Origin of the sequence: Rhodococcus sp. IEGM 1307, from assembly GCF_030056915.1 — a bacterium.
Lineage (GTDB): Bacteria > Actinomycetota > Actinomycetes > Mycobacteriales > Mycobacteriaceae > Rhodococcus_F > Rhodococcus_F opacus_D.
This window is the reverse complement of record NZ_JASHKW010000032.1, coordinates 1-25,319: the sequence shown is the minus strand read 5'-3', so window position 1 is coordinate 25,319 and position 25,319 is coordinate 1. Positions and strand designations below refer to the sequence as shown.

Sequence of the window (25,319 nt, the reverse complement as noted above, 5' to 3'; positions counted from 1 at the left end):
GATGACTCTGCGAGGTCTCAGTGCGCCAACGGTGAGACGCGGGACTGCTCTAGTTCGGACACCTCGGCGCCGGCCCTGCTCAGCCAGTCGTCCAAACCGACAGCACTGAAAAGTTCCTTGGGGCTGGCCGCTGCCGGCGGCTTACCGTGCAGGCGTAACTCTGTGAGCGCGTGGTTGATTGCCCCCATCGCTGCTGCGATTGTCAGCGCCGGATAGATCGCGATCTTATAGCCCAGCTCGGCGTACTCGCCGGCGCTCAGCACTGGGGTGCGGCCGCTGGCAATGACGTTGATCATCAACGGCGCGGGCACCTCTGCTGCGATGGTGCGCACGTCCTCGAGCGACGCGGGCGCCTCGACGAAGATGATGTCGGCGCCGGCTTCGATGTAGAGATGTGCTCGGGTGATGGCTTCGTCCAAGCCTTGAGGTGCGATGGCATCGGTCCGCGCGATGATCAGCATCTCGTCGGTGCCTCGGGCTTTGGACGCCGCGTGCACGCGACTGACGGCGTCGGCGCGACTGACGACGTCTTTGCCGTGCAGGTGGCCGCACCGCTTGGGGAAGGTTTGATCTTCGATTTGCACGGCCGCGACGCCGCGCTGCGCCAGCCGTTCGACGGTGTGGCGGATGTTGATTTCGTTGCCGTATCCGGTGTCGATGTCGACGATGAGGGGCACATCGGTGGCGCCCTGAAGGCGGCCGACGTGGTCGATCATCTCCGAGCCGGTCATGATCCCCAGGTCAGGGCGGCCGATGACCGACACCGAGGCTGCGCCACCGCTGACGTAGCCGACTTCGAAGCCGCTGCGCTGGGCTAGGGCTGCGCTGAGTCCGTCATAGATGCCGGGGGCGGTGAGAATGCGGTGGTCGTCGGCGAGCAGGTTGCGTAGCTGTATTGCCTTGGTATTTGCCATGGGTTTCTACTTCCTCGTCATGGGGATGCGCGCATGCTTCTTCTCGAAGTCGGCGATGACCTGGTCGTATGCGAGCGTGAGGTCGATATCGTCCAATCCCTCGATGAATCGGCGGCGCAGATCGGCATCGACGAGGAGCGGTGCGCGTCGTCCCGACCACTCCACGCTGTATTCGAGCAGATCGACCTGAATCTGCAGCTGGGGATCGTTGAGCACATCGTCGACCAATTGGGCGTGCGAGTCCGGTGCGAGGCGAATCGGGAGAAGACCGGCGCGACCACAGTTCGTGTAGAAGATGTCTCCGAAGCTGGGTGCGATGACGACCACGAAGCCCCAATCTTGCAGAGCCCACACGGCATGTTCGCGTGAGGATCCGGTCCCGAAGTTCGCACCTCCGACCAGCACGGTGGCTTCCGAGCGGTTGGGATCGTTGAGGGCGAACTCAGGGTCCCGTCGCCATCTCGAGAACAGGTGCGGGGCGAATCCGCTCCGTTTGGTGGTCAGGCAATGGCGTGCGGGGATGATTTGATCGGTGTCGATATTGCTCTGGGGCAGAGCAATTGCGGTTCCGCGGTGACTCGTTACTTTTTGCATGTCTCCGTCACAGGTCGTTCGCTGAGGCGAGGTGGCCGAGCACCGCGGTGGCGGCGGCGGTGGTCGGAGAGACAAGATGGGTGCGCACGCCGCTGCCTTGTCGGCCTTCGAAGTTCCGATTCGAGGTCGAGGCGCATCGCGTACCGGGCTCGAGGAAGTCGTCGTTCATTGCCACGCACAGCGAACAGCCAGGAGAGCGCCACTGCGCGCCGGCCGCCTCGAAGATGACGTCCAGGCCTTCGGACTCTGCGCGACGCTTCACCTCCGCCGATCCGGGGACAACTACCGTCGTCACGTGCTCGGGGATCCGTCGACCCTGGAGGATCTCCGCTGCCGCTCTCAGATCATCGAGGCGCCCATTGGTGCACGAGCCGATGAAGACCGCATCGACGGCGACGTCGCGCAATGGTGTGCCGGGAGTGAGGTCCATGTAGTCCAGTGCGCGGGTGATCTGTTCACGCCGGCGTGCATCTGACTCCCCGACGGGGTCGGGAACCGACGAGCTGACCGGCAGCGCCTGCCCTGGGTTTATCCCCCACGTCACAAACGGTTCCAGATCGGCGACGTCGAGAGTGATCTCTCGGTCGAAAGTGGCGTCGCCGTCCGTGAGCAACTGGTCCCAGTTGTGCTTGCTTTCAGTCCAATCGTCGCCCACCGGTGCATAGGGACGACCGCGCAGATAGTCATAGGTCGTGCGGTCTGGCGCAATCAGCCCGGCGCGCGCACCGGACTCAATAGACATGTTGCACAGAGTCATTCGACTCTCCATGCTCAAATCGCGAACCGGTTCGCCGCGATACTCGATCACGAATCCTTGGGCGCCGCCTGTCCCGATCTCGGCGATCAGGTGCAATACGAGGTCCTTCGCGGTGGTACCGCGCGGGAGCTTTCCGGTGAACGTGACGGCCATGGTCTTCGGTCTGGTCATCCACAGTGTCTGAGAGGCCAGGACGTGCTCAACCTGCGAGGTGCCGATGCCGAACGCCAACGCCCCGAACGCGCCGTGCGTGCTGGTGTGGCTGTCGCCGCACACGATCGTCATGCCCGGTTGCGTGATGCCGAGTTGAGGGCCGACTACGTGCACGATGCCCTGGTCAGCCGATCCCAGCGAGTGGAGGGCGATACCGAATTCGGCACAGTTCTTCCGCAGGGCCGACACCATCTCCCGAGCGACGGGATTGTCGTCGCCGGACCCGAGCAGGTTCAATCGAGTGGAGACGACGTGGTCTTCTGTGGCCAATGACAGGTCTGGGCGACGGACCGTTCTGCCGGCGATGCGGAGCCCTTCGAAAGCCTGCGGGCTCGACGCCTCGTGGAGAAGGTGGAAGTCGATGTAGAACAGGTCGGACTCGCCGTCTGGCGACTGTGTCAGCACGTGACTGTCCCAGATCTTGTCGATGATGTTCCTAGCCATACGTTTACGGTCCTTGTCTATTTCGTCGATCCGGCAGCACGGGGAGTCGCGTTCTGTCCGTGGTGTGGCTTGTATCCGAGGCGGCGAGACAGGGTTTGTCCGGACTCGACCAACACTGCGCCGGCCGGTCGACAACACCCGCCTGATCTGGCTGGCCGACGACGCCCGAGATCACGCGCAGGCTCCGCGGCCACGGGTTCACCGAGACCATGCTCGCTGACGACGTCCCGCCTTACGCGGCGAGGACTAGCTTGTTTGGAGAAGTCATGGCTGTCGGTGGGCCACCCGCTCAAGGGCTGGGTCAGGGAGGCGCTGTGCGGTCATTGGGCACGAAGGATTCGTCCTGTGCGCTCACGATCATGGCTGCCCAACGCGCATTGACGCGTACAACCGCAATACTCCGAAAGATCCGACGAGCGCATCCAATCACTGAGCAGCCGAGGCGTTTTTGCATTTGCTGTATCTCTTTCAGGTCGTCCGGGCATGCGCTGGCTGTGCGCACGACGCTAGCTCGGCATAGTGGATGCGACTGCTTGGTCTACGTCGAAAAGATGGCCCATCCGATCACGCTTCGAGCGGAGGTAGCGCTGATTGTGTTGGGTTTCGATCGGCGGATGAACGACGCGCTCGACCACGTGGACGGCAGAGTTGTTGAGGCTGCGGTACTTTTCGAGATTGTTAGAGATCAGGCGAATCCGTCGAACTCCTAAGTCGGTGAGAATCTGTGCCGCGACGTCGTAGGTGCGGGCGTCGGCAGGCAGACCTTGTGCTGTGTTTGCGTCAACGGTGTCTAGACCTTTGTCCTGGAGACCGTAGGCTCGGATCTTGTTCACAAGTCCGATGCCACGGCCCTCATGGCCACGTAGGTACACCAAGACTCCGCATCCTTCGTTGGCAATGTCCGCCTGGGATTGTGCGAGTTGGGTTCCACAGTCACAGCGAAGGGACCCCATGACGTCGCCGGTCAGGCATTCGCTGTGCACCCGTACGAGAACACCTTGCTCGGATTGTCCGGCACTCGCGACGTCCCCCATCACCAACGCAAGGTGCTCGGTGCCGTCGAATGTGGACCGGTAGGCATGAGCTCGGAAGTCGCCTAATTGCGTCGGAATTGCCGAGCTGGCCAACTGAGCTACGGTCCGTTCAGTCGACCGACGATATCGGACCAGATCGGCGACTGACAGCAGTGGCAGGCCGTGAGCGTCGGCAAATTCACGTAGGTCGTCTCCGCGGCGCATCGAGCCGTCGTCGGCGACAATCTCCGCGATGACTCCCACACCACTGAGGCCGGCCATTGTCGTCAGATCGACGGCGGCTTCGGTATGCCCAGGCCGGGTCAGGACGCCGCCCCGCTGCGACCGAAGTGGAAAGACGTGCCCCGGCCGGTGAAAATCGACCGGGGCACTGTTGGAGTCGGCCAGGGCTCGAACCGTCAATGATCGGTCATCGGCGCTGACGCCTGTGCCGACGCACGCATGATCGACAGTGACAGTGAAGGCGGTTCCGTGCGTGTCGGTGTTCTCGGACACCATGAGTGGCAGTTGTAAAGCATCTGCATGCTGGCTGTTCATCGCCGCGCAGACTATCCCGGTGGTATGTCGCACGATGAAGGCCATCTGCGCGGGCGTGACCAACTCCGCGGCCATAACCAGATCGCCTTCATTCTCGCGGTCGGCATCATCGACGACGATAATCATGCCGCCCGCCGATAGGGCTGCGATGGCGTGCTGAACTAACGCCGATGGCGAGGCGTTCATCGGACCGACTCGAGCGGTGCGTGAGTGCCGAACTTGCGCTTGTGATACGTGAGGGGCTGGATGTCGGCCGCCGTCGCCTCTTTCACTCGACCGAACGCGATCACGTGATCACCGCCGTCGACCAGCTGCGAGACCACACACGCCAGCCACCCACTTGTACCGACTAGTTTCGGTACACCGCTCCGAAGATCCCAGTCCACGCTGTCGAATTTGTCGAGACCTTTGCGTGCGAATGTTGTTGCCAGATCTGAGTGTGCGCTACCGAGGATGTTCATTCCGAACTGTTCGGTCTCTCGAATGATCCGTAGTAACTCGGACCCACGCTCGAGACAGACAAGGACCATGGGCGGCGTCATCGACAGTGACGCAAAAGCGCTGACTGTGGTGCCATGAGGTCGTGCACCATCCATGGCGGTTACGACAGCGACGGGTGTGCACACTCCTGCCATAACATCCTTGAGCTGGGTGGCTGTCGTGTCGGTCGAGGTATTCACGGGAGACTCCGGGGTTCTATGCGCTTGAAGTGATGATCTGATCGCAGGACAGAAGGTCGCGAAGTCGCTGCGAGGGCCTGGAGGGAGAGATGTTCACGGTCGTCACAGTGCAACTCTTTCGGTGAGGTCGGCATCGGCAGTGGTCACGATTTCTGACCTGAGTCCCGCTTGAACGAGGAGGGGCAGAATCTGCTCCCGGTACTGAGCGATACCTTCCTCGTAGTTGACCCAACTCAGGGTGCAACCGTTCAGACCCGCACGGGACATTTTCAGGATTCCGTCGGCAATCTGCTCGGGGGTCCCAACCAGAGGCTGGGCGGCATATCCAGCGACCATGCTTGTCAGCGCGGATTTCGTGCTCATATCCATCGCCTCGACATTTGTGGCGGCGACACCCATCATTTTCGCGGCGCCCTCCCAATCACCTTTCTGGTTGACGTAGTAGTCGAAGTGGGCTTTGGCTTCCTTCTCAGTGTCGGCGCAGACGACGTAACCCATTCCCATTACTGCGATCTCGCGGTTGTATTCGTCGCGAGCGGTTCTCCGTGCCATTTCGGACTTTGCGGCATGGGCAGCAATGTCTTCGGCCATGATGAAGTTGATGTTTGCGTGCTCGGCGGCGAAGGCTAGACCTGCGCCACTGGCACCCGCACTCATGATCAGGGGGCCGGGGGACTGCACGGGGCGTGGGGAGGAGTGCACGCCCTTTCCGCGAAAGTACTTGCCCTCGTAGTCGAAGGTATCCTCATTCCACAAACGCTTGATGACCGAAACCCACTCCGCGGCAACAGCATATCGCTCGTCATGCGGAATCTGGGGAACTCCGAACATCGCGAATTCGGGTTCGTTCCAGCCCGCCACGATGTTCAGGCCGAATCGTCCTCCGCTGATGTGGTCAACCGTCGCGATTTCCTTTGCGATACGGAGCGGATGAGCTGTTGGCACGTGGATTGTTGCGAGCACTTGGAGCCGTTCGGTGACAGCTGCCACCGCGGCCGCCCAGGTGAAGGTTTCGAACGAGCGGTCGTTGAAGTTGACGGCTCCGCCTGGCCCCTTCCACCGTGCCACAGGGACCATGGCGTCGAGGCCGGCCGCGTCAGCCGCTTGCGCAATGCGTTTTGTTTCGGACCAATCGACCGCGATGGTTCCCTCGGCGGAGGTGACCGCGCAGCCTCCGCTGACATTGGCGCCGAAGACTGCGAGTTTGAATGCGTTCTCGCTGTTCAGCAGGGGTGCGTCGGTAGACGCTTTTGTTTGATTTTCCGTGCTCACTGCAGACTTCCCATTCGTTTGGATGTTTGTCACGATGCGCTCCAACCGCCGTCGACTGGCACTGCTGCGCCTGTCATGAAGGACGCGTCGGAGGAGGCCAGGAACACGACCACCGCTGCCACTTCGTCTGGAGTGCCCAGTCGCTTGATCAGCTGCCGCGCGACCAGCAACGCCTCTGCCTCTTCCTCTCGGCCGGACCCCAAAGCTGCGTTCACGTAGGTCCACGGCATGGAGGTGTCGATGGTGCCCGGGCAGACGACATTGACGCGCACGCCGTGGGGTGCGAGGTCCGCCGCCAGTGCCCAGGTCAACCCGACAACAGCGGCCTTGGATGAGACATAGCTAGCGCCGGACGGCATACCCAGCAATCCGAGTACCGAAGACTGATTGACGATCGAGCCCTTGGTTTCGATCAGGTGCGGCAGTGCCTCCTGGACGAGAAAGAAGGGCGCGCGTGCGTTGATTCCGTAGATGTGATCCCACGAGTCCTCCGTGATGGATTCGGGGGTACCGCCAACCATGATTCCGGCGTTGTTGATAAGGGTGTCGAGTCGGCCGAACTCGCCGACTGCCCTAGCAACGATTTGTTTCCGAAACCCTGCATCGGTCACGTCGCCGGCCTCGGTGACCGCCTTTCCGCCGAGTTCGGCGACCTCAGTGGCGACCGCGGCCAAGCCCGCCGGATCCACGTCCGTCAGGGTCATCGCGACATTCTCGGCGGCCAACCGGCGCGCAATTGCTCGGCCGATCCCCCCCGCTGCTCCGGTGACCAGCGCAGACGCGCCCTCTTCAAACCTGCTCATGACACTCCTGTGATTAGTCGCAGTCCGACCCCCGGGAAAACTTCGCCGGAGGGGCACTGGCTCTGTGGTGCAGAGCCAGAGACCATCGTCCTGTGATCTGGGACTCATCTATCGTCCTACGAAATCTAGGGATGATTTGGTAGGTTGTCAATAGGGCCGATTGCGTGATGGCGTTTGCGACGATGGTTGGATGTCAGCAACAAGAGTTTCGCTGCGCCGACCGGCGCAGCGGTGAATGGCTGACAACTGGGAGGTCTGAATGGCGATCGAGACGGTCCAGCCCGGAACCGCCGTGCAGCGGGCTGTTCATGCCATCCGCGAGGGCATCCGGTCCGGCCGGTTCGTTCCGGGCCAGCGGTTGATCGAACCTGACCTCACCCGAGAATTAGGAGTCGGGCGCAACGCCCTTCGGGAAGCGTTGGCGCAGCTCGGCAGCGACGGTCTCGTCAAGCTTGAGCCGCATCGTGGCGCCTCCATCCGCCGCCTCACACGAGAAGATGTTGCGCACTTCTACCAGGTCCGAGAAGCGCTGGAGGGGATGAGCGCGCGGTTGGCGGCAAGCAACATCGGCCTACCAGGACACCGAGAACGTCTTGAGGCTGCGGTGACCAAGGCTCGCGAAGTCGCAGCGCAATACGACCAGCCCCGATACCTGGACGAGAACTTTCGGTTTCACCGAGTGATTGTCGAACTCACCGAAAACCCACGGTTGATCGAGCTGACCGATCGGTTGGAAACTCAAACATTTCGTCTCCAGTTCCGTTCAGCCCAGGCCCAATTCGACTATTCAATGACCGAGCACGAGGAAATCGCAGCTGCGATTCTGTCGGGCGACAGCGACCGGGCAGAGTCGTTGATGCGCTCTCACCTTCAGCACACCTGTAGCGAGATCCTGAAGTTGCCGAGCCACGACTTCGCCTAGGTTTTCATTCGAAAACTCGGTCCGACGTGGGTGATCAGCGCTCGACGCCTTCGTGGAAGTACTCGGAGCTTGCCCCCGATCCCTCGTGATGACTGAGATTCGAAGTTCGCATGGTGACGTCCTACCCGACCGCCGGCGATCATGTCCCGTGGCGCGGACCCCACGACAACCATGGACGGCCGGAGCTGTCGACCGCGAGCACCGACCGGGCGATCCGGACGGCGTCGAGAGAGTCGGTCTCCCGATGCTACGGCGGTGCACGGTGACATCTCGGGAAGTTTGACGACCGCCAAATCCAGAACCGAGGACGCGCTCGGCGAGACCGGCTTCGAAGGGATCAGACGCCTTCGAAGCCCACCAAAGGTCGGGTGCCACCTGACGACTGATCCATGTCACTGCCCGCTCGGGTTCGGACCGGCATAGGGGATGACGGCGCCCGAGACTAGCTGCTGACCGTTCCGAACACGGCCGGCCGCTTCTCGAGGAAAGCGGCGACACCCTCGACGAAGTCGGCGGATGCGAGCAGCTTCAGCTGCCCCTTCCGTTCCCGCATGAATGTGAGGGTCGCATCGTTGACGGCGTCTTTCGTCCAGCGGTACGCATCGGCTCACTGAAGATGCACAGGATGAGCCGGAGGCGTCACCCCTTCTCGGGGTTGGTGTCTCCGGTTTCTTCTTTCGCGCGGAGCTCGGCGCCCAGTCGTAGTTTCAGCTCGCGGCGGGCACGCTGCTTCGGCGTCTCGACGGGTTCGCCCTCGGGTTGGTCATCGGCCGGACGGAAGTGCGCGCGCCCCAGCTTGATGTCCGGATGGACCACCAGCTCGGGGCGGCCCTTGTCGTCGGTGAACAGTCCCATCCGCATTCCCCTCATTCCCCGGTGATGTCCCGCAATTGCACGATCATCCGCCGGCCGATGCTGCCGTCAGGGCGACGGTATCGCCCCTCCCCGGCCGAGACCACCTCGAGCCGCATCCCGCGCGGCAGTAGGTGCGCGGTGTCGTCGACCGTGTCCGAGCGGCCCAGATACATGCCCCGGCCGGTTTCGATCTCGAACACCACATCCCGATCGCCCAGCGTTCCATCGAGTTCGTGAGCGGCGTGGGTGGCCATCGTGTGCCGGTCGAAATCCAGGCGGGATCCCGGATGCAGGGTCGCGGGTAGGTTGACCGCCTGCTGCGGCACCTGGTGTGGGAGGGTCACCGCGCAGTACAGGATGTGGCCGCGGTCGTTGAACCGTTCGGCGGTCTGAATCGCCCGGTCCACCCGCTGGACCTGGGAGCGCATCTTCTCGTCGAGTTGCTGCGCGTCACCGCGAGCCGCGGACAGCGCCTCGCCGACGGTCTTCCACCGGTCCGGGTCGCTGACCAGGTCCTGCACGCCGGTGTAGCCGACCTTCGGCAACTGCGACTGCGCCTTGTGCTTGTTCACCGACCGCACCTTGCGCTGGCGCGAACTCGGAGGCTGGCGAATCGAATCCGGGATCGGCAGCTCCCGGCGTTTACGCTCGGACACCTCGGGGACGGTCGCGCGGGGGAAGGCGCGCTCGAGGTCCTTGCGGGCCCGGGTGAACTCCGCGTCCTCGACTATCCGGTCCAGCTGCCGAGCGCCGTCGCGCTCCTGGGCGCGGTCGTCGTAGGTGGCGGCCGACCGATAGCCGGCGGGCTTGGCCGCCGGAGTGGTGCTGGTGCCGGCCTCCGGATCCAGACGGGTCGGAGGCGCGTCCGGGCTCACGTTGTACGCCACCAGATCCCCTCCCGCTGCGTCGAACACGCCCCAGATATGACGAAGCGTGGCAGGCATTAGTGTCCCAATTGACGGCCTGCCACGCTCGGACCCGACCGCAAGGCGGGTCTACCGCGGGAGAAGCATTCCGGTGACCAAACCAGTAACTCGCTCCCACGCGTGCTGTCGGCGTTTCCGCCGAACGCACACCAGCATAGCGAAACACGCTGAGGTGATGATTCGTTCCTTACGGGGACGACGGCGCCGGAGCTGGAGCAACGTGGGCGGTCAAGGAGGCCCTATGATGGCCCCCCTTCCTAAGGTGATCCATAATCGCGGTCAGAGGATCGAAGCCGCTCGGCCACTGAGTTTCGTCGTCATATTTCGCATCGGCGAGAATCGTGCCAGTGAGGTTTGCGCCCCTCAGATCAGCGGCACAGAGATCTGCGCCCTGCAGATCGGCCCCGTCGAGCCGGGCGCCGGACAGATCCGCGTTGTACAGGTCCGCCCGGGCGAGATAGGCCCTACGCAGGTCCACGTTGAATAGAAACGAGCCGAACAGATCGGCACCACGAAGATCGAGTTCTAGACCGCGGTCGGACCAAGCGCCCTTCAGTGGCGGTTTCACTGCGGGGTCGGGGGGAGTCGAATCTTCCGTTCCCAGGTGAAGACGGAACTGCGAGAGATCGCCTCATTCACGATCTTCTCGGACTTGCGCGTCTCGATGTCGGTCACCTGGTGGGTGTTCTGACGCAGGTACGCACTAGCGTGTCCACGATGGTCTCGCACTCCGCCCGGGTGTTCAGCACTGAACTGACCGTCTTTTCCACTTCTTCGCGTCGTTCGTGGTGGTGGAGCCAGTCGTCCGCGAGTCCGACGAAGGCATACACGCCAGCGACACGGATTGCGAAATGGGTTTTGTCCGCGAGTTGTTTTGCCGCGCTGTCGAACCGGCTCCACAGTTCTTTCTCGGCATCTTCGAGGCGATTCCTCCTGGCTATCACGTTCTGCGCAATTACCGTGCGAGCCGCGCCAGCCGAGGCGATTGAAGCCGCGACTACCGCGCCCAGAGGGGTCATCACACCACTGAACCGCTGCGCCACCCACTCCATGAAGATTCCGGCAACGACCAGCGCTATCAGTGCCAGCGCCGCCACGAACGCACTACCGACAGAGATCCCGAACCACACTTTCAGTCCGGTCGTCGGGGGTCGCTTCGGTACGCCCGATCGTGTACGCCAAAGAGACCATCCAGATAGCAGCACCGCGCCGCCTGCGGCGAGAGCCAGCGCCCATTCGACTTTTGTCACCTCCGTAGTATTCCGGCCCCGCACGGTGATTCGACGGGCCCCCGTCGAATTCAGTCCCTGCCGACGTCGAAGTTTCGGGCCAACAGAAGCGAGGGACGTGCTGTTTCCGCAGTTCACGCCATTCTTTCCCCGCGCCCAGGCGCCAAAGACAGGGGTGACCTTCCCGACCACGCCGCGGCACATCGCGGCAGACGAATCGACCGAGTCCTGTTCCCGTTTACCATCGGTGGTGGCGGGGGAACGCCATCACGCGAACAACGAGGGGGAACACGCATGTCTGCAAGTGCGGTCACACAGGCGGAGAAGGCCGGCGCCGCCCCATACAGTCGGGCGCTGCTGGCGGTGTACGACACCGTCGTGCTGCGGTGGAGCAACACCCTCGTCTGGCGCTGCCCCAGCGAACGCCTGCTCGCGCACTACAACTCCCACCTCGGTGGCCGGCACCTCGACATCGGCCCCGGAACCGGCTGGTACCTCCGCCGCGCCACCTACCCGACCCCGAACCCGATGGTGGTGCTGCTCGACCTCAACCCGAACACCCTGCAGATGACCACCGCACGTCTCGCCGTCCGTGGCATCACCGCGGCCGCGCACACCGGCAGCATCCTCGCCCCACTACCCGCGGACATCGGGGTGTTCGACTCCGTGTCCGCGAGCTTCGTCCTGCACTGCGTGCCCGGTACCTGGGTGGAGAAGGGCCCCGCGTTCGGGCACATCGCCCAGATCATTGCCGACACTGGGTGTTCTTCGGCTCGACCATCCTCGACACCGGTGCGCACCACACCCCTCGCAGCCGCGCCCTGAACAGCCTCTACAACGGGCCGATCACGCTGTTCCACAACCGCGGCGACGACCTCGACGGTCTGCATACGGCCCTGGCCGCCGCGTTCGGGGAGGTCGAGATCAGCATTGTCGGCGCCGTCGCGGTCTTCGCCGCCCGCCTCCCTCGGCGCCTGGGCAGCTGGTACGGCGCGCGGGAACGCCGGGCCGAACACGTCAGGCCACCGCGAGAGCACCACCCCGCTGTGCCCGATCCGCGCTGGTCAAATTCCGCAATTGCATTCGGATACATCGGACCGCTGGTCATCTACTTCGCCCACGTGATCTGACTCGCGACTCACGAAACGTGATGAGCAGCGTTTGTTACCGTCTAACGCTGGATACGTGCCCGCTAAGCTGCATATCTCATCCTGAGCACAGTTGGATTGAGGTAAAACCTGCCATAACCGCTCGATAAAGCGGAGTCGTGACATTCCGAAGTGAACGAGGATCTCTTCCTCGTTCGCACCGCCGTATGGTGCCCACTTAATGGCGAACTCGATGAGGCGCTCCGCTTCGGTGTCGCGATGCTTGCGTGTGCGATTGACCTCGACCCATGCGGCGCGTCGCCGCTCTCGCCACCTGCGATACTCGTAAGAATTCATGGGGGGTTGAACGATCTACTCGGGTTTATGATGGCTTGTGAAACTCGGAGGCATCCGCCTCGGCTAGGCCTGAAAGCGGAATGACAACCGTTCAGGTATTTGACCGTCAATCTACTTCCGCACTGCGCATTGGTGTGTCGGTCCTGAAATCTTCGCCATATATTTGGCGAAGATTTCAGGACCACGACACTAGCCAATGTTGCGCATGGTCCGCTCCAGCATGAATACACTGAGGCCCGCGCCGACCAAAATCAGGCCCATCATTGCGAACACCGAGTGAGTCGGAAGATCGGCGCCCAATGCCCAGCCGACGAGCAGCGGGCCCATAACTCCACCGATCCGGCCCACACCAAGCGCCCAGCCGACACCGGCCGGCCGCATGACCGGCGGGTACACGACCGTGGCGAGCGCAGTTACACTCATTTGACCGCCCACGACGCACGTTCCCGCGAGAAATGTGGAACCTAATAGAACTGCCGTGGATGCACCGTCGAGCACGAACCCCATGAGCCCGGTAAGTAACGCCCCACCGAGATACACCACACTGAGGGTTCGGAAAGGGTTGGTGCGATCCATGATCGGTCCGATTACGCCAGCCGCGACGATGCCGCCGATAGTAGTCAGGACGGTCGCGGCGATAACGATCGTCCGGGAGTGTCCACTGGATGTCACGATTGTCGGAAGCCAACTTTGCAGTCCATAGAACACTCCAAGGTTCCCAATGAACGCGATCCACAGGAGTCCCGTGGCAATAGCCCATCGACCGCGAATCAGATCTAAAGTGCCGGATTCCATTGAGGCACTATTAGTCTCACGCAGAATGATATCTCCGCTGAACGATGGTGCCAGGCGCCGCAGCGTAGCGAGTGCACGATCGTGTGCGCCGGTTTTGATCAGGAAGTTCGGTGATTCGGGGAAGTACCGAAGTAGAAATGCCAGCAGAACGAGCGGTAAGACGCCGCCGACAACGAACATCGATCTCCATCCCCACGTCGGGATCACGAACCCCGAAATAATCCCTGCTGCAACAAATCCCAATGCCAGCCAACAGTAGATGAACATAACGAATGAGGAGCGTCGACGTCTCGGCGCGAACTCGCTGACCAACGCGACAATGCTGGGAATTGCGCCGCCAAGACCGGTGCCGGTGAGAAATCGCAAGACGATGAGCTGCTCCGGTGACGTGGCTGCCGCACACAACAAGGTGAGAACAGCGAAAACAGCTGTGCACACGAGGACCAATCGGCGGTGACCGAACCGGTTGGCCAGTGGGGATAACACCAGGTATCCGGCCATGAGCCCGGCGATTGCAGCAGAGAGGATGGGTCCGAGCGCGGAGACCGGCAGTCCCCATTCTCTCGCGATCGACGGCGCCGCGAAACTGATGGCCTGGGTGTCGAAACCATCAAGGCACATGACACTTCCGCCGAGGGCGAGCAGTAGAAGGTGGAATCGGCCGACCGGTTGTGAGTCGACAAAGGATGCCACATCTATTGGTTCCGCCTGCACCCCAAACGGATTCGCCGGTTGACGTTCGGGGTCGGCGGTCGTATCGAGATTCATGAGCAAGCCTCCTGATAGTGGTAAACCGATGGGTAACCTGGTAGGACTTGATGGCCTCTGGGCCAAGTTCGCGGCCGATTCCGCTGAATTTCGTGCCGCCAAACGGAGCGTCCGGATCCAAAGGTAACCGTTGATGCCAGCGGTTCCGCTCTTGATGCCGTGCGCTATCGACATACGCCGAGCGAGATCGGCGGTGCCAGGATCCTGGTGCTGATGAAGCAGGTCTGAGCATTGCTGAGCATTGCTGAGCAGTGTCGCTCCGAAAAGTCGTTCACCCATCGTTACGAGATCAAGATCTGTGTCGTCCAGAATTATCGCGGCAGATTTTCTACCTGGTTTCAGCGTGATGGGGCGAAGCCGCGGTCGGCAGGCGGCGGCGATTTTGCACCCTACAGCGGTGTATCCGGTGCAAGCGACCTTGGCAATATCGGAATGCGTTGCGAGTAATTCCGCCACCTCTGGACCGCAGGGACGATGCTCAGACGACGCAGTGGACGCGAGAGGACGATGTTCTCGGCCGGTGATTCCTTTCTTCTTTTGTTCGGGTGCCGAGTGCCGAATCGATCGCGATGAATTCGTGTGGTGTGAAACAGTTCACTGCACTTGGACCGATCGAGTACTGACCGTCTCTCGAATCCGACAACGAGGCCGGTTGTTTGGGTTCCTTCAGTCGCTGGCCGTGCTCAGCACGGATTGGTCAGCTGCGGTGAGCAATTGCGTCGATCTCAACGGATGCGCCGCGAGGGAGAGCCGTCACCTCGACGACCGTGCGCGCGGGACGTGGTTCGGTGAAGTGCTTGACGAATTGGTCGTTCGCCAGGGCTCGGTCGGAGATATCGGTGACGTAGTAGGTGAGTTTCACGACATCTGACAACCCCAGGCCGACCGTTGCCAGTCGGCGCCCAACGGTGGCCAGCGCCGCGTCCAATGCCTCTTTCCTGCCGTCGATGAGGTTCTGCGCCTCGTCAATGGGCAGGCAGCCCGAGACGAACACAGCATCGCCGATGGTGGCGGTATCGGAGTAGGGGTGATCGAAATCTGCAGATGACATTTTGTCTCCTGTGTGAGTGATATCGGGTGATTAGGCGCCGGCCCGGCCCCAAAGGAGCTGGCCCGAGTCCACTGAGAACACGGATCCGGTGATCGCCGAACCGTCGGCGTCCGAAGCCAGCAGGGCATAGACGCCAGCGACGTTGTCAGGCACAGGGGCGATGCCCGTCGGCAAGCGATGGGTGACGTCGCTGGAGTCTGGGAGAGCCCCACCTCCGCCCAGCGCTGGAGGAGTAACGAGTTCGGTCTGTACGTAACCCAGTGCCACTGTGTTGACGCGGACCTGGCCGGCGAGGTCGTATGCGAGTTGTTTGGCAAGCCCGAGCACCGCATGTTTCGAAGACACATAGAGCGGTCCCCCGAAACCCGGCGCCAGGCTGGAGATCGAACCGGTGAAGATGACCGAGCCGTGCGCCCGGACGAGCTCGCCTAAGGCAGCGTGCACAATCATCAGAGCGCCCTTGAGATTGACTCCGAAGACCTGTTCATACGCTTGATCGAGCTGTTGAGCACTCAGGTCGCCAATCTCGATGCCCCGATCGTGCACGCCGGCATTTGGCACGAGGACGTCGAGCTTGCCGAAGCAATCCACACTCACCTCCACAGCCCGCCGGCAGTCGTCCGGATCAGTGACATCACCCGGGACAGCAATCGCACTGTCTCCCAGGAGCTCAACACTTCGCTGGAGCCTGCCGGCATCGCGCCCCATCGCGACGACTCGGGCACCTTCGCGAACGAACCTGCGAACCACGCCTGCACCGATTCCGGTGCCTGCGCCGGTTACCAAGGCGACCATGCCGTCGAGCCGACCCGGCACTGCGGCGTTGCTCGGCGTGGAAGGGCCGGCAGGCATAGCAGACATCAGCCTGTCTCGGTCAGACGACGCCGGCGTCCGGAATCGACCGTCTCTCCCACCCGGAAGACTGCTTCGGGCTGGGCAACGTAGTTCATCTCGTTGATGGGCCACCCCATGGACGCGATGATGTGCAGAGGCTCTTCGCCGATGCTCGCAAATCCGTGCACCGCCATGCTCGGCACAATCACCGTATGTCTGGGCCCGAATTCGCGGGTTTCCCCGTCGACAGTGAACCGTCCGAGACCGGCGACAATGGTGATGTTCTCTTCGAAGTAGTGCCAATGCGGCGGAGCCTCGTTGCCAGGATCGAGGATCTGTTCCGCGATCCTGACCTGTCGCGCGCCGCTGGCGGCGGTCGCCCAGGCACGTGAGCGGACGCCAGGACGCCACTCTTCCCATTCGGTCTTCTCGTGATCAACGACAATCATTGTCAGGTACGCTCCTTGACGTGTAGTGAGAATTTGGAATGAAGGCTCTGAACTCCGGGCACCGCTCAGGAACCGTGCGTGAACGATTCCGGCCGGGTGGCACCCCAGGCACTGAAAGCGTCGAAGTCGCCCGCCTTGCGCACAATGGGATCGGGGTTTTCACCGAGGATCCGGGGCATCTCAGCGGACAGCTCGTAGCGATTGCCGCCCGGAGTCCACAGGTACGAGTAGAGGTTTCCACCAACGCCGTGCCGGCCGGGACCGGTCTCGAGGAGGTGCCCCGCGCTGGCCAACGTGTCGGCGGCGCGTTTCTGGTGCTCCATGTTGTCCACCGTCCAAGCCAGGTGATGGAGCGAGGCGCCTGGCTGACAGCGGATCAGCCCGACGTCATGGTGCACTTCCCCGGCACGGGTCCAAGCCGCCTGCCATTCGTCGTCGGCGTTGAGGAAGATGTCGGAGATCTTGAAGCCGAGCCCCTTCGACAGGACGTACGCGACCTCACGTGCCTCAGAATCCTTGCTGAAAGCGATGGTGATGTGGTCGATATCGGCCGGTCCCACGCCGAGACGCTGCGAGCTCTTGTCGAAGCCCTGATGGCGATAGAGCGGCCTGTCCGGCCGAGGCAACAGCACCACTTCGTGCCCGGTAGGTAGCTGGAACGTCACAATCGTAGGCTGCTCCGGGGCGGCGTCGCTACGCCGCTCGGTCTTCACGTCGATCGCAGCAAGCCGTGACTCGAACTGTTCCAACTCGCACTCGGAATCGACACCGAGAGCGAACGACCTCACCCCGGTCCCGCCCTCGGTCAGTACCAGCTGCGCATGTGGATCTTCGATGTCACAGCTGAGATAGACCTTCCGGCCCTCTCTACCCACTTCACGCAGTCCCAGGACGTTGACATTGAACTCGAGCGCCTGGTCGATGTCGGTCACCGCCAGCTCCGCCCAGACCAGTTTCTGAAGCGCCATGCTCACTCTTCTCTCTTGATAACAGTGCTCTTGGTAACAGTGGAAAACCCAGCCTTGAACGCCAGATCGGGCTCAGGACCGAAGGGGGTCTCGAGCGCCCCCAGATAACAACTGACCGGCATCCGGCTCAGTTTCTCGACGAACTCCGGTGGCAATGTCCGGTTCCATCCTGTGCGGACCGAGGTGATCCGCAGCTGATCCCCGGCCTGTCCGGGCGCCACCTCCAGCCAGACCCTCGCGAACTCATTGCCGATCAGCACTCCTGACGGCGGGGGTTCGTTACCGTTGTGCTCCATCGGTTTCCCAAACTCTCTGTGTATTCTTTCTTGGTATACTTAGATATTCCGAACTGCGTCGCCCCAACTGAGCTCCGCCGCAATTGCTTTGCGATGACGCGCAACGAAAGCTGGCTGGTTCAGTGCGAGCGCTGCGACAAGGGATTCCCCACGTCCGTAGAGAATCGCCCGTCGGCGCCCATCGTCCACGACGTGAACGCGATCATGGCCTGCCACACAGCCGACGACTTGCAGCTTCACGTCATACTGATCGGTCCAGAAGTACGGGATCTCATTCGCGCTCCGGACCACGGATGGACCGCCGACCAGCTCTGACGATAAGTTCGCAGCGACCGTCTGCGCGTGGTCAACCGCGGTCGACCAGTGCTCCGCCCGGATCGGGCCCAGCAGCGGATGCTCCCATCGGGCCACATCGCCTGCCGCATAGATTCGTGGCCCCGCTCGCAGCCCCGCGTCGCAGACGACGCCGTCGGCGACGCGCACCGAACTCCCGGCGAGCCAGCCGGTCACCGGCTCGGCGCCGACACCGATCACCACCACATCGGTGCGTAGCCGCTCGCCGCCATCGAGCTCGATCTCTTGCACGCGCTTGTTTTCACCAAAGAACTTTGCGACACCCGTCCCACAAATGAAACGCACGCCGTGCGACCGATGCAGATTGGTCAGCCAGCCTCCCGCCACTGGCCCGATAGCGCCGGACAGGGGCATTTCACCCCGCTCGACGACTGTCACTTCAATGCCCTTGGCAACTGCCGAAGCCGCAACCTCCAGGCCTATGAAGCCGCCTCCGACCACAACCACATGCTTCGCTGATTGCAGATCCCGGCGTAGGGCCATGGCATCTTCGAGTGTGCGTAGCGTATGCACCCCTCCCACATCAGGCTGCCCCGGCAGCCGTCGTGGCGCCGACCCGGTCGCGATCACTAAGCCGTCGAAGCGCAACTCGTCGCCGCCGCCGAGTGCGACGGAATCCGCAACGAGTTTGCTGACGACCACGCCCTTGCGATGGTCCACTCCTAGTTCCGCGAGCCGGGTACCGTTTGGCAACCGGATATCTTCGGGCTCTACCAGTCCTTGCAGCAACTGCTTACTGAGCGGAGGGCGATCGTAGGGCTGTGTTGCCTCCTGATCGAGGAGCACGATGTCCCCTCGATATTTCTGCGCGCGGAGTTCCTGGCAGACACTGACGCCGGCGAGTCCGCCACCGGCAACGACGATGCGCATCAGCTCAGTCCTCCAGCGCGATCGCCTGGACCGGACATCTGGCCTGTGCCCGGCGAACCTCGTCAACGAGTTCAGGCCCGATGACCGGAATCAGGAGGACCGCCTGCCCTGTACCTTCGTCGATATCGAAGACCCGGTCGGCTTCGAGGACGCAGTTCGCGTACCCGTCGCATTTTTCCAGGTCAATATGCGCTTTCATGGTCTACTCCTCTTCTCCGTCGCGTGCTGACAACAGCTCGTCGGGGAGCCACGTCAGCGCCTCGAGCATCAGCGCGTCGACGTACTGAACCTCGCCGGTCAGCACCGACGTGATCTTCAGCCGCTGGCCATTGGCGGCGGAGTCCTGCTCCAGGCGTACGAGTACGCGGCCAGCTGCATCGCGGAGCTCCACCGCGCCTCCCGGCCACGCCGCATCTTCAAAGGAAGACATTGAGGTTCTCAGCAGCCAGCCGAACCTGGTCGAGCACGACCGTGCGTTCGGCAATCTTCAACTGTCCGTCTACCTCGACGAAGCGGTCGGTGCGTTCGCCGTAGTAGCGGTTTTCTTGCGATTCGTTCCGCGCCCGGAAGACAAGGACGTTACTGACGGCCACGATCTCGGAGTTGTCGACAGTCAGGTCAAGCAGTTGCACGAAGTAGCGCAGCCGAGAGGGCGGTACCTCGCTCCATGCATTGCTACTGGCCAGCTTCTTCACCCGCAGCTCCATCGTGTCCCGGTTCTCGTCGTAGTAGCCGAGCTCACCGGGGGCAGCCACCATCTCCGCTCGCGCATCGGTGCTTCTGACCACCGGCATCCGGTAGCGGAACTCCGGCGCGAAGAACGACAGCCAGTCCTGGTAGTCAGCGCGCTGCAGTATCCGAATCTCGTGTCGGTAGATGCTTTCGATCGCCGGCCACAGCTGGTGGTCAGGAGGGGTTGCGTTGCTCATGTCACTGCTCCATCAGCTGGCGCCAGCGGCGGTAGAAGGACCGTTGATTGGCCTCGGTGATGAACGCCTCGCCCATCACTCCCGGCAGCTCGGCCCCGGTCCGTTCCTTCACCTGAACCTCGTGCCCCAGCCCCATCGTGTAGTTGAACGACTGACGCTGGGCGACAACCCCCCGGGTCGCCTCGCTGATCGAGGTCCAGATCTCTCCGTCGTCCTGCTCGAACATCCCACTGGGCCCGAAGGACAAGATGTACTGCCGCATGGCCGCTTGCTTGAGGTCCTCCGGCAACGAGCTGTCCACCAGGCACCAGGAGTTGACGTCGATACGGTGAGGGCCCGCAGGCTGCCATTGCCGAAGGGTGAGGAACCGCATACTGTCCATGAACGAGAGGTTCGGAAAGATCGAACCGACACCCACGGGCACGAACTCCACAAGTTCCGGCTTTACCTTGCCGATCCGTTCTTGCACCTTGCCGAGGTACTCGGTATACGCAGTGACAGCCTCGGTGCCTTGCTGCGCACCCCCCTTCTCGCGGGTAAATCCGTGCCCACCCTCGACATGAATGGTGTGCCCGTACTCGGTCACCCGGTTACGCAGGCCCACCTCGACACTCGATGCGTGGGTGGACGACAGGTGGTACTGGTCGCCAGAGAAGTTCTCCGCCGGAATCTTCCAGTTTGTCTCGATGGTCCACTTATGTACCCCGCCGATAGCCTCAAAGCCTGTTTCGGACCGCCCCAGCATGAGATCCAGGTAGGGCATGAAGTCGCCCAAGTATTCTTGTAGCGACGGCGCATGCGGATCCCAGGTCGCGAAGATCAGCCCGTGCACTGTGTCGAGCTTGGCCACTTCAATCAGCTTTATCGAAGTGCGGTCCAGCTCACCGTGGTATGCCGTCCGCAGCCTGGGTACACCGATGAGGTTGCCGTCGAGATCGTAGGTCCAGCCGTGGTAGGGACAACGAAGAGCCTGCGAGTTTCCTTGGTCCGCGCGGCACAGCTTGGGGCCGCGATGACGACAGCTGTTGAGGAAAGCGCGGACTTTGCCCGCCGAATTGCGCGTAACGACTACCTCGTCCTCGCCCATCCTTGTGGAGACGTAGTCGCCTGGATTGCGCAGCTGGGTCTCATGGCCAAGGAACAACCAGCACTTGGCGAAGATTTTCTCCAGCTCCGCCCGGTACACGTCCTCGTCATGGAACGCGGCAATCCCGACCTCGCTGCCATCGCTGCGGACAAACGATCCAGGCGTGACATCGCGTCGTCCCTCTTGTGTACTTGTCATATCAACTCCACTCCATGACTGTCGAAAAGATGCCAGTGTCGGTTCAGTGCAGCGTTCACGACACCAGATTGGTCCTGGTTCAGAAGGTGGCCGCCGCCCGGCACCAGCAAGAACTCCGCCCCAGAGATGCCATCGGCTAACACCCTGCTCTCCGCCGGCCCGGTGATTTCGTCCTGGTCGCCGCACAACACGATCGTCGAAGCCTGGACGGCATCGAGCGCAGGACGGTGATCGGTATCGGCCAGTGTGCGTGTCGCTGCAGTGAAGCCGGGCAACCGGACTGATGCGACCGCATTTTCGACGATGCGTCGCCGCAACTCCAGCGATGCGTGCCGCGACACCTGCCGGTCAACGCGGGCTTGTGCCCACAGGCGAACGCCATCACGTTCAAGCGCCGCAATGCGCGAGCCAAACCCCTCACGGACCGCCGCATTGTTCTTCCGGCCATAGGTCGATGACACCAATGCGAGCGTGCGTACGCGCTTTGGATGACGCATTGCCAGCCGAGTAGCGACAACACCCCCCCACGAGACGCCAACCACATGGGCATCCTCGTGACCGCGCGCGTCGAGCAGAGCCGCAGCCGCAGCCGCGTAGTCATCGAGGCACGGCTCGGCCGCCGGGTCACTGGAATCTCCGTACCCGAAAGCGTCCCAGGCAATCAGTTCGAACTCATGATTGAAAGTTTCGAACTGGGCCCAAAACGACGCACTCGCAGACCCGACACCGTGGAGCAGCAGGACCGCGCGGCCGCGCCCCTTGGTTCGCGCGCCGACCCGAGCCCCACCCGGAAGGGTGTACAGCGCAGGACTTGGCAGCACGGTCGTATCTACCACCATCGCGACCTCCTGAGACGTTGACGGAAACCCGTGCCGCGTTCTGTCAACTGATCGATAGTTTGTCTGTACGTCACGCTAGCATACTAGGCTGCTGTTCAGCAATGGACGAAATCTGAGGGCGGGTCGGCAGGGGTGAATCTCCACAGGGACGGCACTCGGGCTTCAGGCCGCCCGAAATCCTTGTATACTGACGTAGTGTCTTAGCTATATGTTTGCTTCAAAAAATGGGGGTTCGATGGCTCGCACAGGCAACGAAGACCTGGTAGAAAACGAGGACTACCTCGGGCACAAGGTCTACCAGGCACTACGGCATGCGGTGCGGGACGGCGGTATCAGCCCAGGGCGCTTCTACTCAGAGACCGAATTCGCTGAGATGCTCGGAGTGTCCAGGACTCCGGTGCGAGAGGCACTCAAGGCACTCGAACGCGAAGGGGTAATGATCGCAGCCCACCGACGTGGATACCGGTTGCGCGAGTTCACCGAGGCCGAGGTCGACGAGATCGGCGCCCTGCGCGAACAACTCGAAGTACTGGTGGCACGAACCCTCGCAAGCAATCACAACTCACACGACCTCGCCGCACTGACTGATGTGATTCGACGCCAAGACGCGGATAGCGACGGCAAGTCGATGTTCGCGCTCGACGAGGAGTTCCACTTGCTGGCTGCGGAACATGCTGGGCTGCCTCGCACCCGGAAGATCCTCGAAGGTCTGCGCAGTGTCATGGCGGCAGTCACTGCTGGCGTCTCGATTCCGCACGCGGCGACGGCGCAAAGAGTCGCCGAGCACCACCAGATCCTCTTCGCGATCACGCAAGGTAACCCCGACGAGGCCGCCCGATTGATGTATGAGCACGTCAAGGCTTCGCACGACACGTTCCGAGAAGCGATCCGGGCCCATGTCAGCGCCGGTCCGATAATCAAGCCACTCGACCGGTGACATCGTCAATCCAGGTCTTCAACCAGCGGAGCCTTGAATTTCGATGCCAGAATTTTCGTGTAACGATTCGAACTGTGCTCACTGCCACCTGCCTCGGGGATAGGACGTGGTCACCGAGGTGATCGACGCGATCGCGTGAAGTTCCAGACAGGGTCGCAGCGGATGCACCATCTAAGAAGAACGGCAACTGGCGGGGCACCTCCACGACTACGGATGTGGGTCCTCGACGTTCTAGTGGCTCTCGCAACGCCCACGCTGCCTCTGTCCGGGTTGCGAAAGTAGCTGCAGGCCAATAAATCAACTAGACCTAAAGGGTCGACCAGATTCTCGGCGAGCGCATTGTCGAAGCTGTCCCGACGCTGCCGGGTGCGATGCCGGCGTCCACCAGCCTTTGCGTAATCTGCAGCGCCATGTATTGACATCCCTGGCCGCCGTTAAGCCGAGACCTCCGACATTTAGCCTCTGTGGGGAGTCCGCAGGCGGGCCGGACGTCCGACCGGGACACCTGGTGATCCCTGACTTTTGAGTGGTCATGTGCGGGCTCGGTGTCTGGTCGAGCGGTGTCCTTGTTCGGGAACTTGGAGCCGGCCGGTGGGCGTGGACTCCTGCTTAGAGAATGTCTGGGCCGTGGCCGCGATGGTCAGTCACCTGGTGAACAGGGATGTGGACCGACAGGAGCAATGACGATGGCATGGACGTTGGGGATCGACGTGGCCGTCCGGGCGGAGCATCAGGCGACGCTGGCCCGTGATGGTGCCACGGTATGGCGTGGCCGGAAGTTCTGGACACGGCTGGCCGATCTGGAACGGTTGTGGGCGGACTTGGACCTGCCCGATCCGGCTGAGCTGACCGTGGTGGTCGAGCCGACCCGGAACGCGTGGATCGTGTTGGCGGAGTGGTTCCGTCGCCACGGTGCACGCGTGGTGATGGTCCCGACCACCCAGTCGGCCGACCTGCGTAAGTACTACTCCAAGCACACCAAGAACGACCGGATCGACTCCGAATTGCTCGCCCGGCTGCCCTTGCTGCACCCCGAAGGCCTGCGGGAGTACTCCGGGTTGGGGCCGGCGACTCGCTGCGACGACTGGTCAAGCAGCGCTCCACGATGGTCAAGCGCTGGGTCGCGGTTTAGACCCTCGCCCTGTGGGGCATCGGCGACGGGTCTGACGGGATGGACTTCGCCGGGCTCGCTGAGGACATCGCCCACGAAGCCGAACAGGCACTGTTCCTGACCCGTCAGATCAAGCAGATCGACGAGCGGGTCGCGAACCTCTACGCCGACGCCGACCCGGCCAGGATCGTTGCCTCTGCTTCCCGCGTGGGGGCGGTGATTAGCGCGGTCATCGCTGGACGGATCGGCGACCCGCACCGGTTCACGTCCCTGACCGCGATCCGCGCGTACTGAACTGCCCTGGATCGAGTGGAGACTTCGTTCAGGCCACCTCGAGGACCGAGGCGGCGGTGGGACGCTGTTCACGGTAGCGCGTCTCGTACTCGATCGGCGACAGGTAGTCGATCGAGGAATGCAGCCGGTCCGCATTGAACCAGCGAATCCACTCGGCAGTCTCCCGCTCCACCTCGTCCCGCCCGGACCACAATCGGTCCCGGTCGATCAACTCGGTCTTGTAGAGCCCTATGGTCGATTCCATCATCGCGTTATCGAGGGCGTCCCCGACGCTGCCGATCGAGCCCGCGATGCCCGATTCGGTCAGCGCATCGACGAAGATCCGTGAGGTGTATTGCGACCCCGCATCCGAGTGGTGCACCAAACCCGTTGCGGTGAAAAGTAAATCGGCTCTCTTGCGGGTGAACAACGCCTGTTCGAGCGTCGCGCCGACCAGCGGGGTGGTCTTGGTGGTCATCACCCGCCAGCCCAGGATTCTGCGGGAGAAGACGTCGACGCAGAACGCGGTGTAGACGAACCCGGCCAACGTCCACACATAGGTGAAGTCGGCGACCCACCACTGGTCCGGACGCTGCGCCGCGTCCCATTTCCGCTCGATCAGATCGGGGTGCCGCGGCGCCCGATCATCACGCTCGGTGGTGCTCGTAAGGCGGCGGCCACGGACGACCCCGACGATGCCGGTGATCCGCATCAGGCGGGCCACCTGATCGCGTCCCATGTCGTGACCAGCGCGTTTCATCGTCCGCCAGAGTTTGCGGACGCCGTAGACACGCTTGTTGGCGACGAACGCCCTGTGGACGGCGTTCGCGGCGTAGGCGTCGGCCAGCTCGGTGTCCGAGACGCGTCCGCGCTGCTTGACCTTGTAGTAGACATCCCACGCGAGTCAGCGTCAACTGGCGACCGGTCTGAAGGCG

General features: G+C 62.4%; 27 protein-coding genes and 5 pseudogenes. 6 read left to right on the top strand and 26 right to left on the bottom strand.

Features of this window, described 5'->3' with window-relative positions:
* Window positions 1–17: 17 nt before the first annotated feature.
* From QM841_RS39490 to QM841_RS39460, 7 genes are all read right to left on the bottom strand, one after another.
* Complete coding sequence (locus tag QM841_RS39490) at window positions 18–914, bottom strand: isocitrate lyase/PEP mutase family protein (protein WP_283336237.1); 897 nt, start codon at window positions 912–914, stop codon at window positions 18–20.
* Between the two features lie 6 nt (window positions 915–920).
* The gene (gene leuD, locus QM841_RS39485; protein WP_283336236.1) at window positions 921–1,508 is read right to left on the bottom strand and encodes a 3-isopropylmalate dehydratase small subunit; all 588 of its coding nucleotides are present in this window, start codon (window positions 1,506–1,508) and stop codon (window positions 921–923) included.
* 7 nt (window positions 1,509–1,515) lie between these two features.
* On the bottom strand, window positions 1,516–2,922 hold the full coding sequence (gene leuC / locus QM841_RS39480; protein ID WP_283336235.1) for a 3-isopropylmalate dehydratase large subunit: 1,407 nt from the start codon (window positions 2,920–2,922) through the stop codon (window positions 1,516–1,518).
* 506 nt (window positions 2,923–3,428) lie between these two features.
* A complete protein-coding gene (locus QM841_RS39475; protein ID WP_283336234.1) occupies window positions 3,429–4,679 on the bottom strand; it encodes a bifunctional 3,4-dihydroxy-2-butanone-4-phosphate synthase/GTP cyclohydrolase II in 1,251 nt (416 codons plus the stop codon).
* Window positions 4,676–5,128, bottom strand: a complete 453-nt coding sequence (locus QM841_RS39470) for a flavin reductase family protein (RefSeq protein WP_061042682.1) — start codon at window positions 5,126–5,128, stop codon at window positions 4,676–4,678. The genes QM841_RS39475 and QM841_RS39470 overlap by 4 nt, the downstream gene beginning before the upstream one ends.
* 147 nt (window positions 5,129–5,275) lie before the next feature.
* Window positions 5,276–6,478 carry an LLM class flavin-dependent oxidoreductase gene (locus tag QM841_RS39465; protein WP_283336233.1) on the bottom strand — a complete coding sequence of 401 codons (1,203 nt, stop codon included), beginning with the start codon at window positions 6,476–6,478 and terminating at the stop codon, window positions 5,276–5,278.
* On the bottom strand, window positions 6,475–7,248 hold the full coding sequence (locus tag QM841_RS39460; protein ID WP_283336232.1) for an SDR family NAD(P)-dependent oxidoreductase: 774 nt from the start codon (window positions 7,246–7,248) through the stop codon (window positions 6,475–6,477). The genes QM841_RS39465 and QM841_RS39460 overlap by 4 nt, the downstream gene beginning before the upstream one ends.
* Before the next feature lie 259 nt (window positions 7,249–7,507).
* Between QM841_RS39460 and QM841_RS39455 the strand changes: the two genes are divergently transcribed.
* The gene (locus QM841_RS39455; protein WP_283336231.1) at window positions 7,508–8,170 is read left to right on the top strand and encodes a GntR family transcriptional regulator; all 663 of its coding nucleotides are present in this window, start codon (window positions 7,508–7,510) and stop codon (window positions 8,168–8,170) included.
* A gap of 442 nt (window positions 8,171–8,612) precedes the next feature.
* Here the strand turns inward: QM841_RS39455 and QM841_RS39450 are convergent.
* The 5 genes and pseudogenes from QM841_RS39450 to QM841_RS39430 all read right to left on the bottom strand — a co-directional run.
* Window positions 8,613–8,765, bottom strand: a pseudogene (locus QM841_RS39450) (enoyl-CoA hydratase); the annotation flags it as partial.
* A 44-nt stretch (window positions 8,766–8,809) separates the two neighbouring features.
* A complete protein-coding gene (locus QM841_RS39445) occupies window positions 8,810–9,025 on the bottom strand; it encodes a hypothetical protein (RefSeq protein WP_283336229.1) in 216 nt (71 codons plus the stop codon).
* 11 nt (window positions 9,026–9,036) lie between these two features.
* Window positions 9,037–9,912 carry a hypothetical protein gene (locus QM841_RS39440; RefSeq protein ID WP_283336283.1) on the bottom strand — a complete coding sequence of 292 codons (876 nt, stop codon included), beginning with the start codon at window positions 9,910–9,912 and terminating at the stop codon, window positions 9,037–9,039.
* A gap of 226 nt (window positions 9,913–10,138) precedes the next feature.
* Window positions 10,139–10,519 (bottom strand): pentapeptide repeat-containing protein, encoded by a 381-nt coding sequence (locus QM841_RS39435; RefSeq protein WP_283336228.1) that lies wholly within the window; start codon window positions 10,517–10,519, stop codon window positions 10,139–10,141.
* 103 nt (window positions 10,520–10,622) lie between these two features.
* Window positions 10,623–11,201, bottom strand: a complete 579-nt coding sequence (locus QM841_RS39430) for a hypothetical protein (protein WP_283336227.1) — start codon at window positions 11,199–11,201, stop codon at window positions 10,623–10,625.
* Window positions 11,202–11,474: 273 nt separating this feature from the next.
* On the opposite strand from QM841_RS39430, the gene QM841_RS39425 reads away from it, so the two are divergent.
* Together QM841_RS39425 and QM841_RS43275 are read left to right on the top strand one after the other, a co-directional pair.
* On the top strand, window positions 11,475–12,005 hold the full coding sequence (locus tag QM841_RS39425) for a class I SAM-dependent methyltransferase (RefSeq protein WP_349307459.1): 531 nt from the start codon (window positions 11,475–11,477) through the stop codon (window positions 12,003–12,005).
* Window positions 11,942–12,310: a hypothetical protein gene (locus QM841_RS43275; protein ID WP_349307458.1), complete on the top strand. Its 369-nt coding sequence runs from the start codon at window positions 11,942–11,944 to the stop codon at window positions 12,308–12,310. The genes QM841_RS39425 and QM841_RS43275 overlap by 64 nt, the downstream gene beginning before the upstream one ends.
* Before the next feature lie 504 nt (window positions 12,311–12,814).
* On the opposite strand, the gene QM841_RS39415 is transcribed toward QM841_RS43275, so the two are convergent.
* The 13 genes and pseudogenes from QM841_RS39415 to QM841_RS39355 form a co-directional block, all read right to left on the bottom strand.
* On the bottom strand, window positions 12,815–14,188 hold the full coding sequence (locus tag QM841_RS39415) for an MFS transporter (RefSeq protein WP_283336281.1): 1,374 nt from the start codon (window positions 14,186–14,188) through the stop codon (window positions 12,815–12,817).
* A gap of 237 nt (window positions 14,189–14,425) precedes the next feature.
* Window positions 14,426–14,644 (bottom strand): annotated as a pseudogene (locus tag QM841_RS39410) (aldehyde dehydrogenase family protein); the annotation flags it as partial.
* Between the two features lie 241 nt (window positions 14,645–14,885).
* Window positions 14,886–15,239, bottom strand: coding sequence for a RidA family protein (locus QM841_RS39405; RefSeq protein WP_283336226.1), 354 nt, complete (start codon window positions 15,237–15,239; stop codon window positions 14,886–14,888).
* Between the two features lie 30 nt (window positions 15,240–15,269).
* Window positions 15,270–16,034, bottom strand: coding sequence for an SDR family NAD(P)-dependent oxidoreductase (locus tag QM841_RS39400; protein ID WP_283336225.1), 765 nt, complete (start codon window positions 16,032–16,034; stop codon window positions 15,270–15,272).
* Between the two features lie 65 nt (window positions 16,035–16,099).
* Window positions 16,100–16,522, bottom strand: coding sequence for a cupin domain-containing protein (locus QM841_RS39395; protein WP_283336224.1), 423 nt, complete (start codon window positions 16,520–16,522; stop codon window positions 16,100–16,102).
* A 65-nt stretch (window positions 16,523–16,587) separates the two neighbouring features.
* A complete protein-coding gene (locus tag QM841_RS39390; protein WP_283336223.1) occupies window positions 16,588–17,490 on the bottom strand; it encodes a VOC family protein in 903 nt (300 codons plus the stop codon).
* A 2-nt stretch (window positions 17,491–17,492) separates the two neighbouring features.
* Window positions 17,493–17,786 (bottom strand): hypothetical protein, encoded by a 294-nt coding sequence (locus QM841_RS39385; RefSeq protein WP_283336222.1) that lies wholly within the window; start codon window positions 17,784–17,786, stop codon window positions 17,493–17,495.
* Between the two features lie 39 nt (window positions 17,787–17,825).
* Complete coding sequence (locus tag QM841_RS39380) at window positions 17,826–19,010, bottom strand: NAD(P)/FAD-dependent oxidoreductase (protein ID WP_283336221.1); 1,185 nt, start codon at window positions 19,008–19,010, stop codon at window positions 17,826–17,828.
* A gap of 4 nt (window positions 19,011–19,014) precedes the next feature.
* Complete coding sequence (locus QM841_RS39375; protein WP_283336220.1) at window positions 19,015–19,209, bottom strand: ferredoxin; 195 nt, start codon at window positions 19,207–19,209, stop codon at window positions 19,015–19,017.
* Between the two features lie 3 nt (window positions 19,210–19,212).
* Window positions 19,213–19,440: a hypothetical protein gene (locus tag QM841_RS39370; protein ID WP_283336219.1), complete on the bottom strand. Its 228-nt coding sequence runs from the start codon at window positions 19,438–19,440 to the stop codon at window positions 19,213–19,215.
* Entirely contained in the window at window positions 19,427–19,939 is a 513-nt protein-coding gene (locus QM841_RS39365; RefSeq protein WP_283336218.1) for an aromatic-ring-hydroxylating dioxygenase subunit beta, read from the bottom strand. The genes QM841_RS39370 and QM841_RS39365 overlap by 14 nt, the downstream gene beginning before the upstream one ends.
* A gap of 1 nt (window position 19,940) precedes the next feature.
* Window positions 19,941–21,224, bottom strand: a complete 1,284-nt coding sequence (locus tag QM841_RS39360) for an aromatic ring-hydroxylating dioxygenase subunit alpha (protein WP_283336216.1) — start codon at window positions 21,222–21,224, stop codon at window positions 19,941–19,943.
* Window positions 21,221–22,063, bottom strand: coding sequence for an alpha/beta fold hydrolase (locus tag QM841_RS39355; RefSeq protein ID WP_283336215.1), 843 nt, complete (start codon window positions 22,061–22,063; stop codon window positions 21,221–21,223). The genes QM841_RS39360 and QM841_RS39355 overlap by 4 nt, the downstream gene beginning before the upstream one ends.
* A gap of 208 nt (window positions 22,064–22,271) precedes the next feature.
* On the opposite strand from QM841_RS39355, the pseudogene QM841_RS43685 reads away from it, so the two are divergent.
* From QM841_RS43685 to QM841_RS39345, 3 genes and pseudogenes are all read left to right on the top strand, one after another.
* Window positions 22,272–22,517: pseudogene (locus QM841_RS43685) on the top strand (winged helix-turn-helix domain-containing protein); the annotation flags it as partial.
* Between the two features lie 12 nt (window positions 22,518–22,529).
* Complete coding sequence (locus QM841_RS39350) at window positions 22,530–23,000, top strand: GntR family transcriptional regulator (RefSeq protein ID WP_283336214.1); 471 nt, start codon at window positions 22,530–22,532, stop codon at window positions 22,998–23,000.
* A gap of 686 nt (window positions 23,001–23,686) precedes the next feature.
* Window positions 23,687–24,402, top strand: a pseudogene (locus tag QM841_RS39345) (IS110 family transposase); the annotation flags it as partial.
* A 31-nt stretch (window positions 24,403–24,433) separates the two neighbouring features.
* Here QM841_RS39345 and QM841_RS39340 read toward each other — a convergent pair.
* Window positions 24,434–25,288 (bottom strand): annotated as a pseudogene (locus QM841_RS39340) (IS3 family transposase); the annotation flags it as partial.
* Window positions 25,289–25,319: the final 31 nt, after the last annotated feature.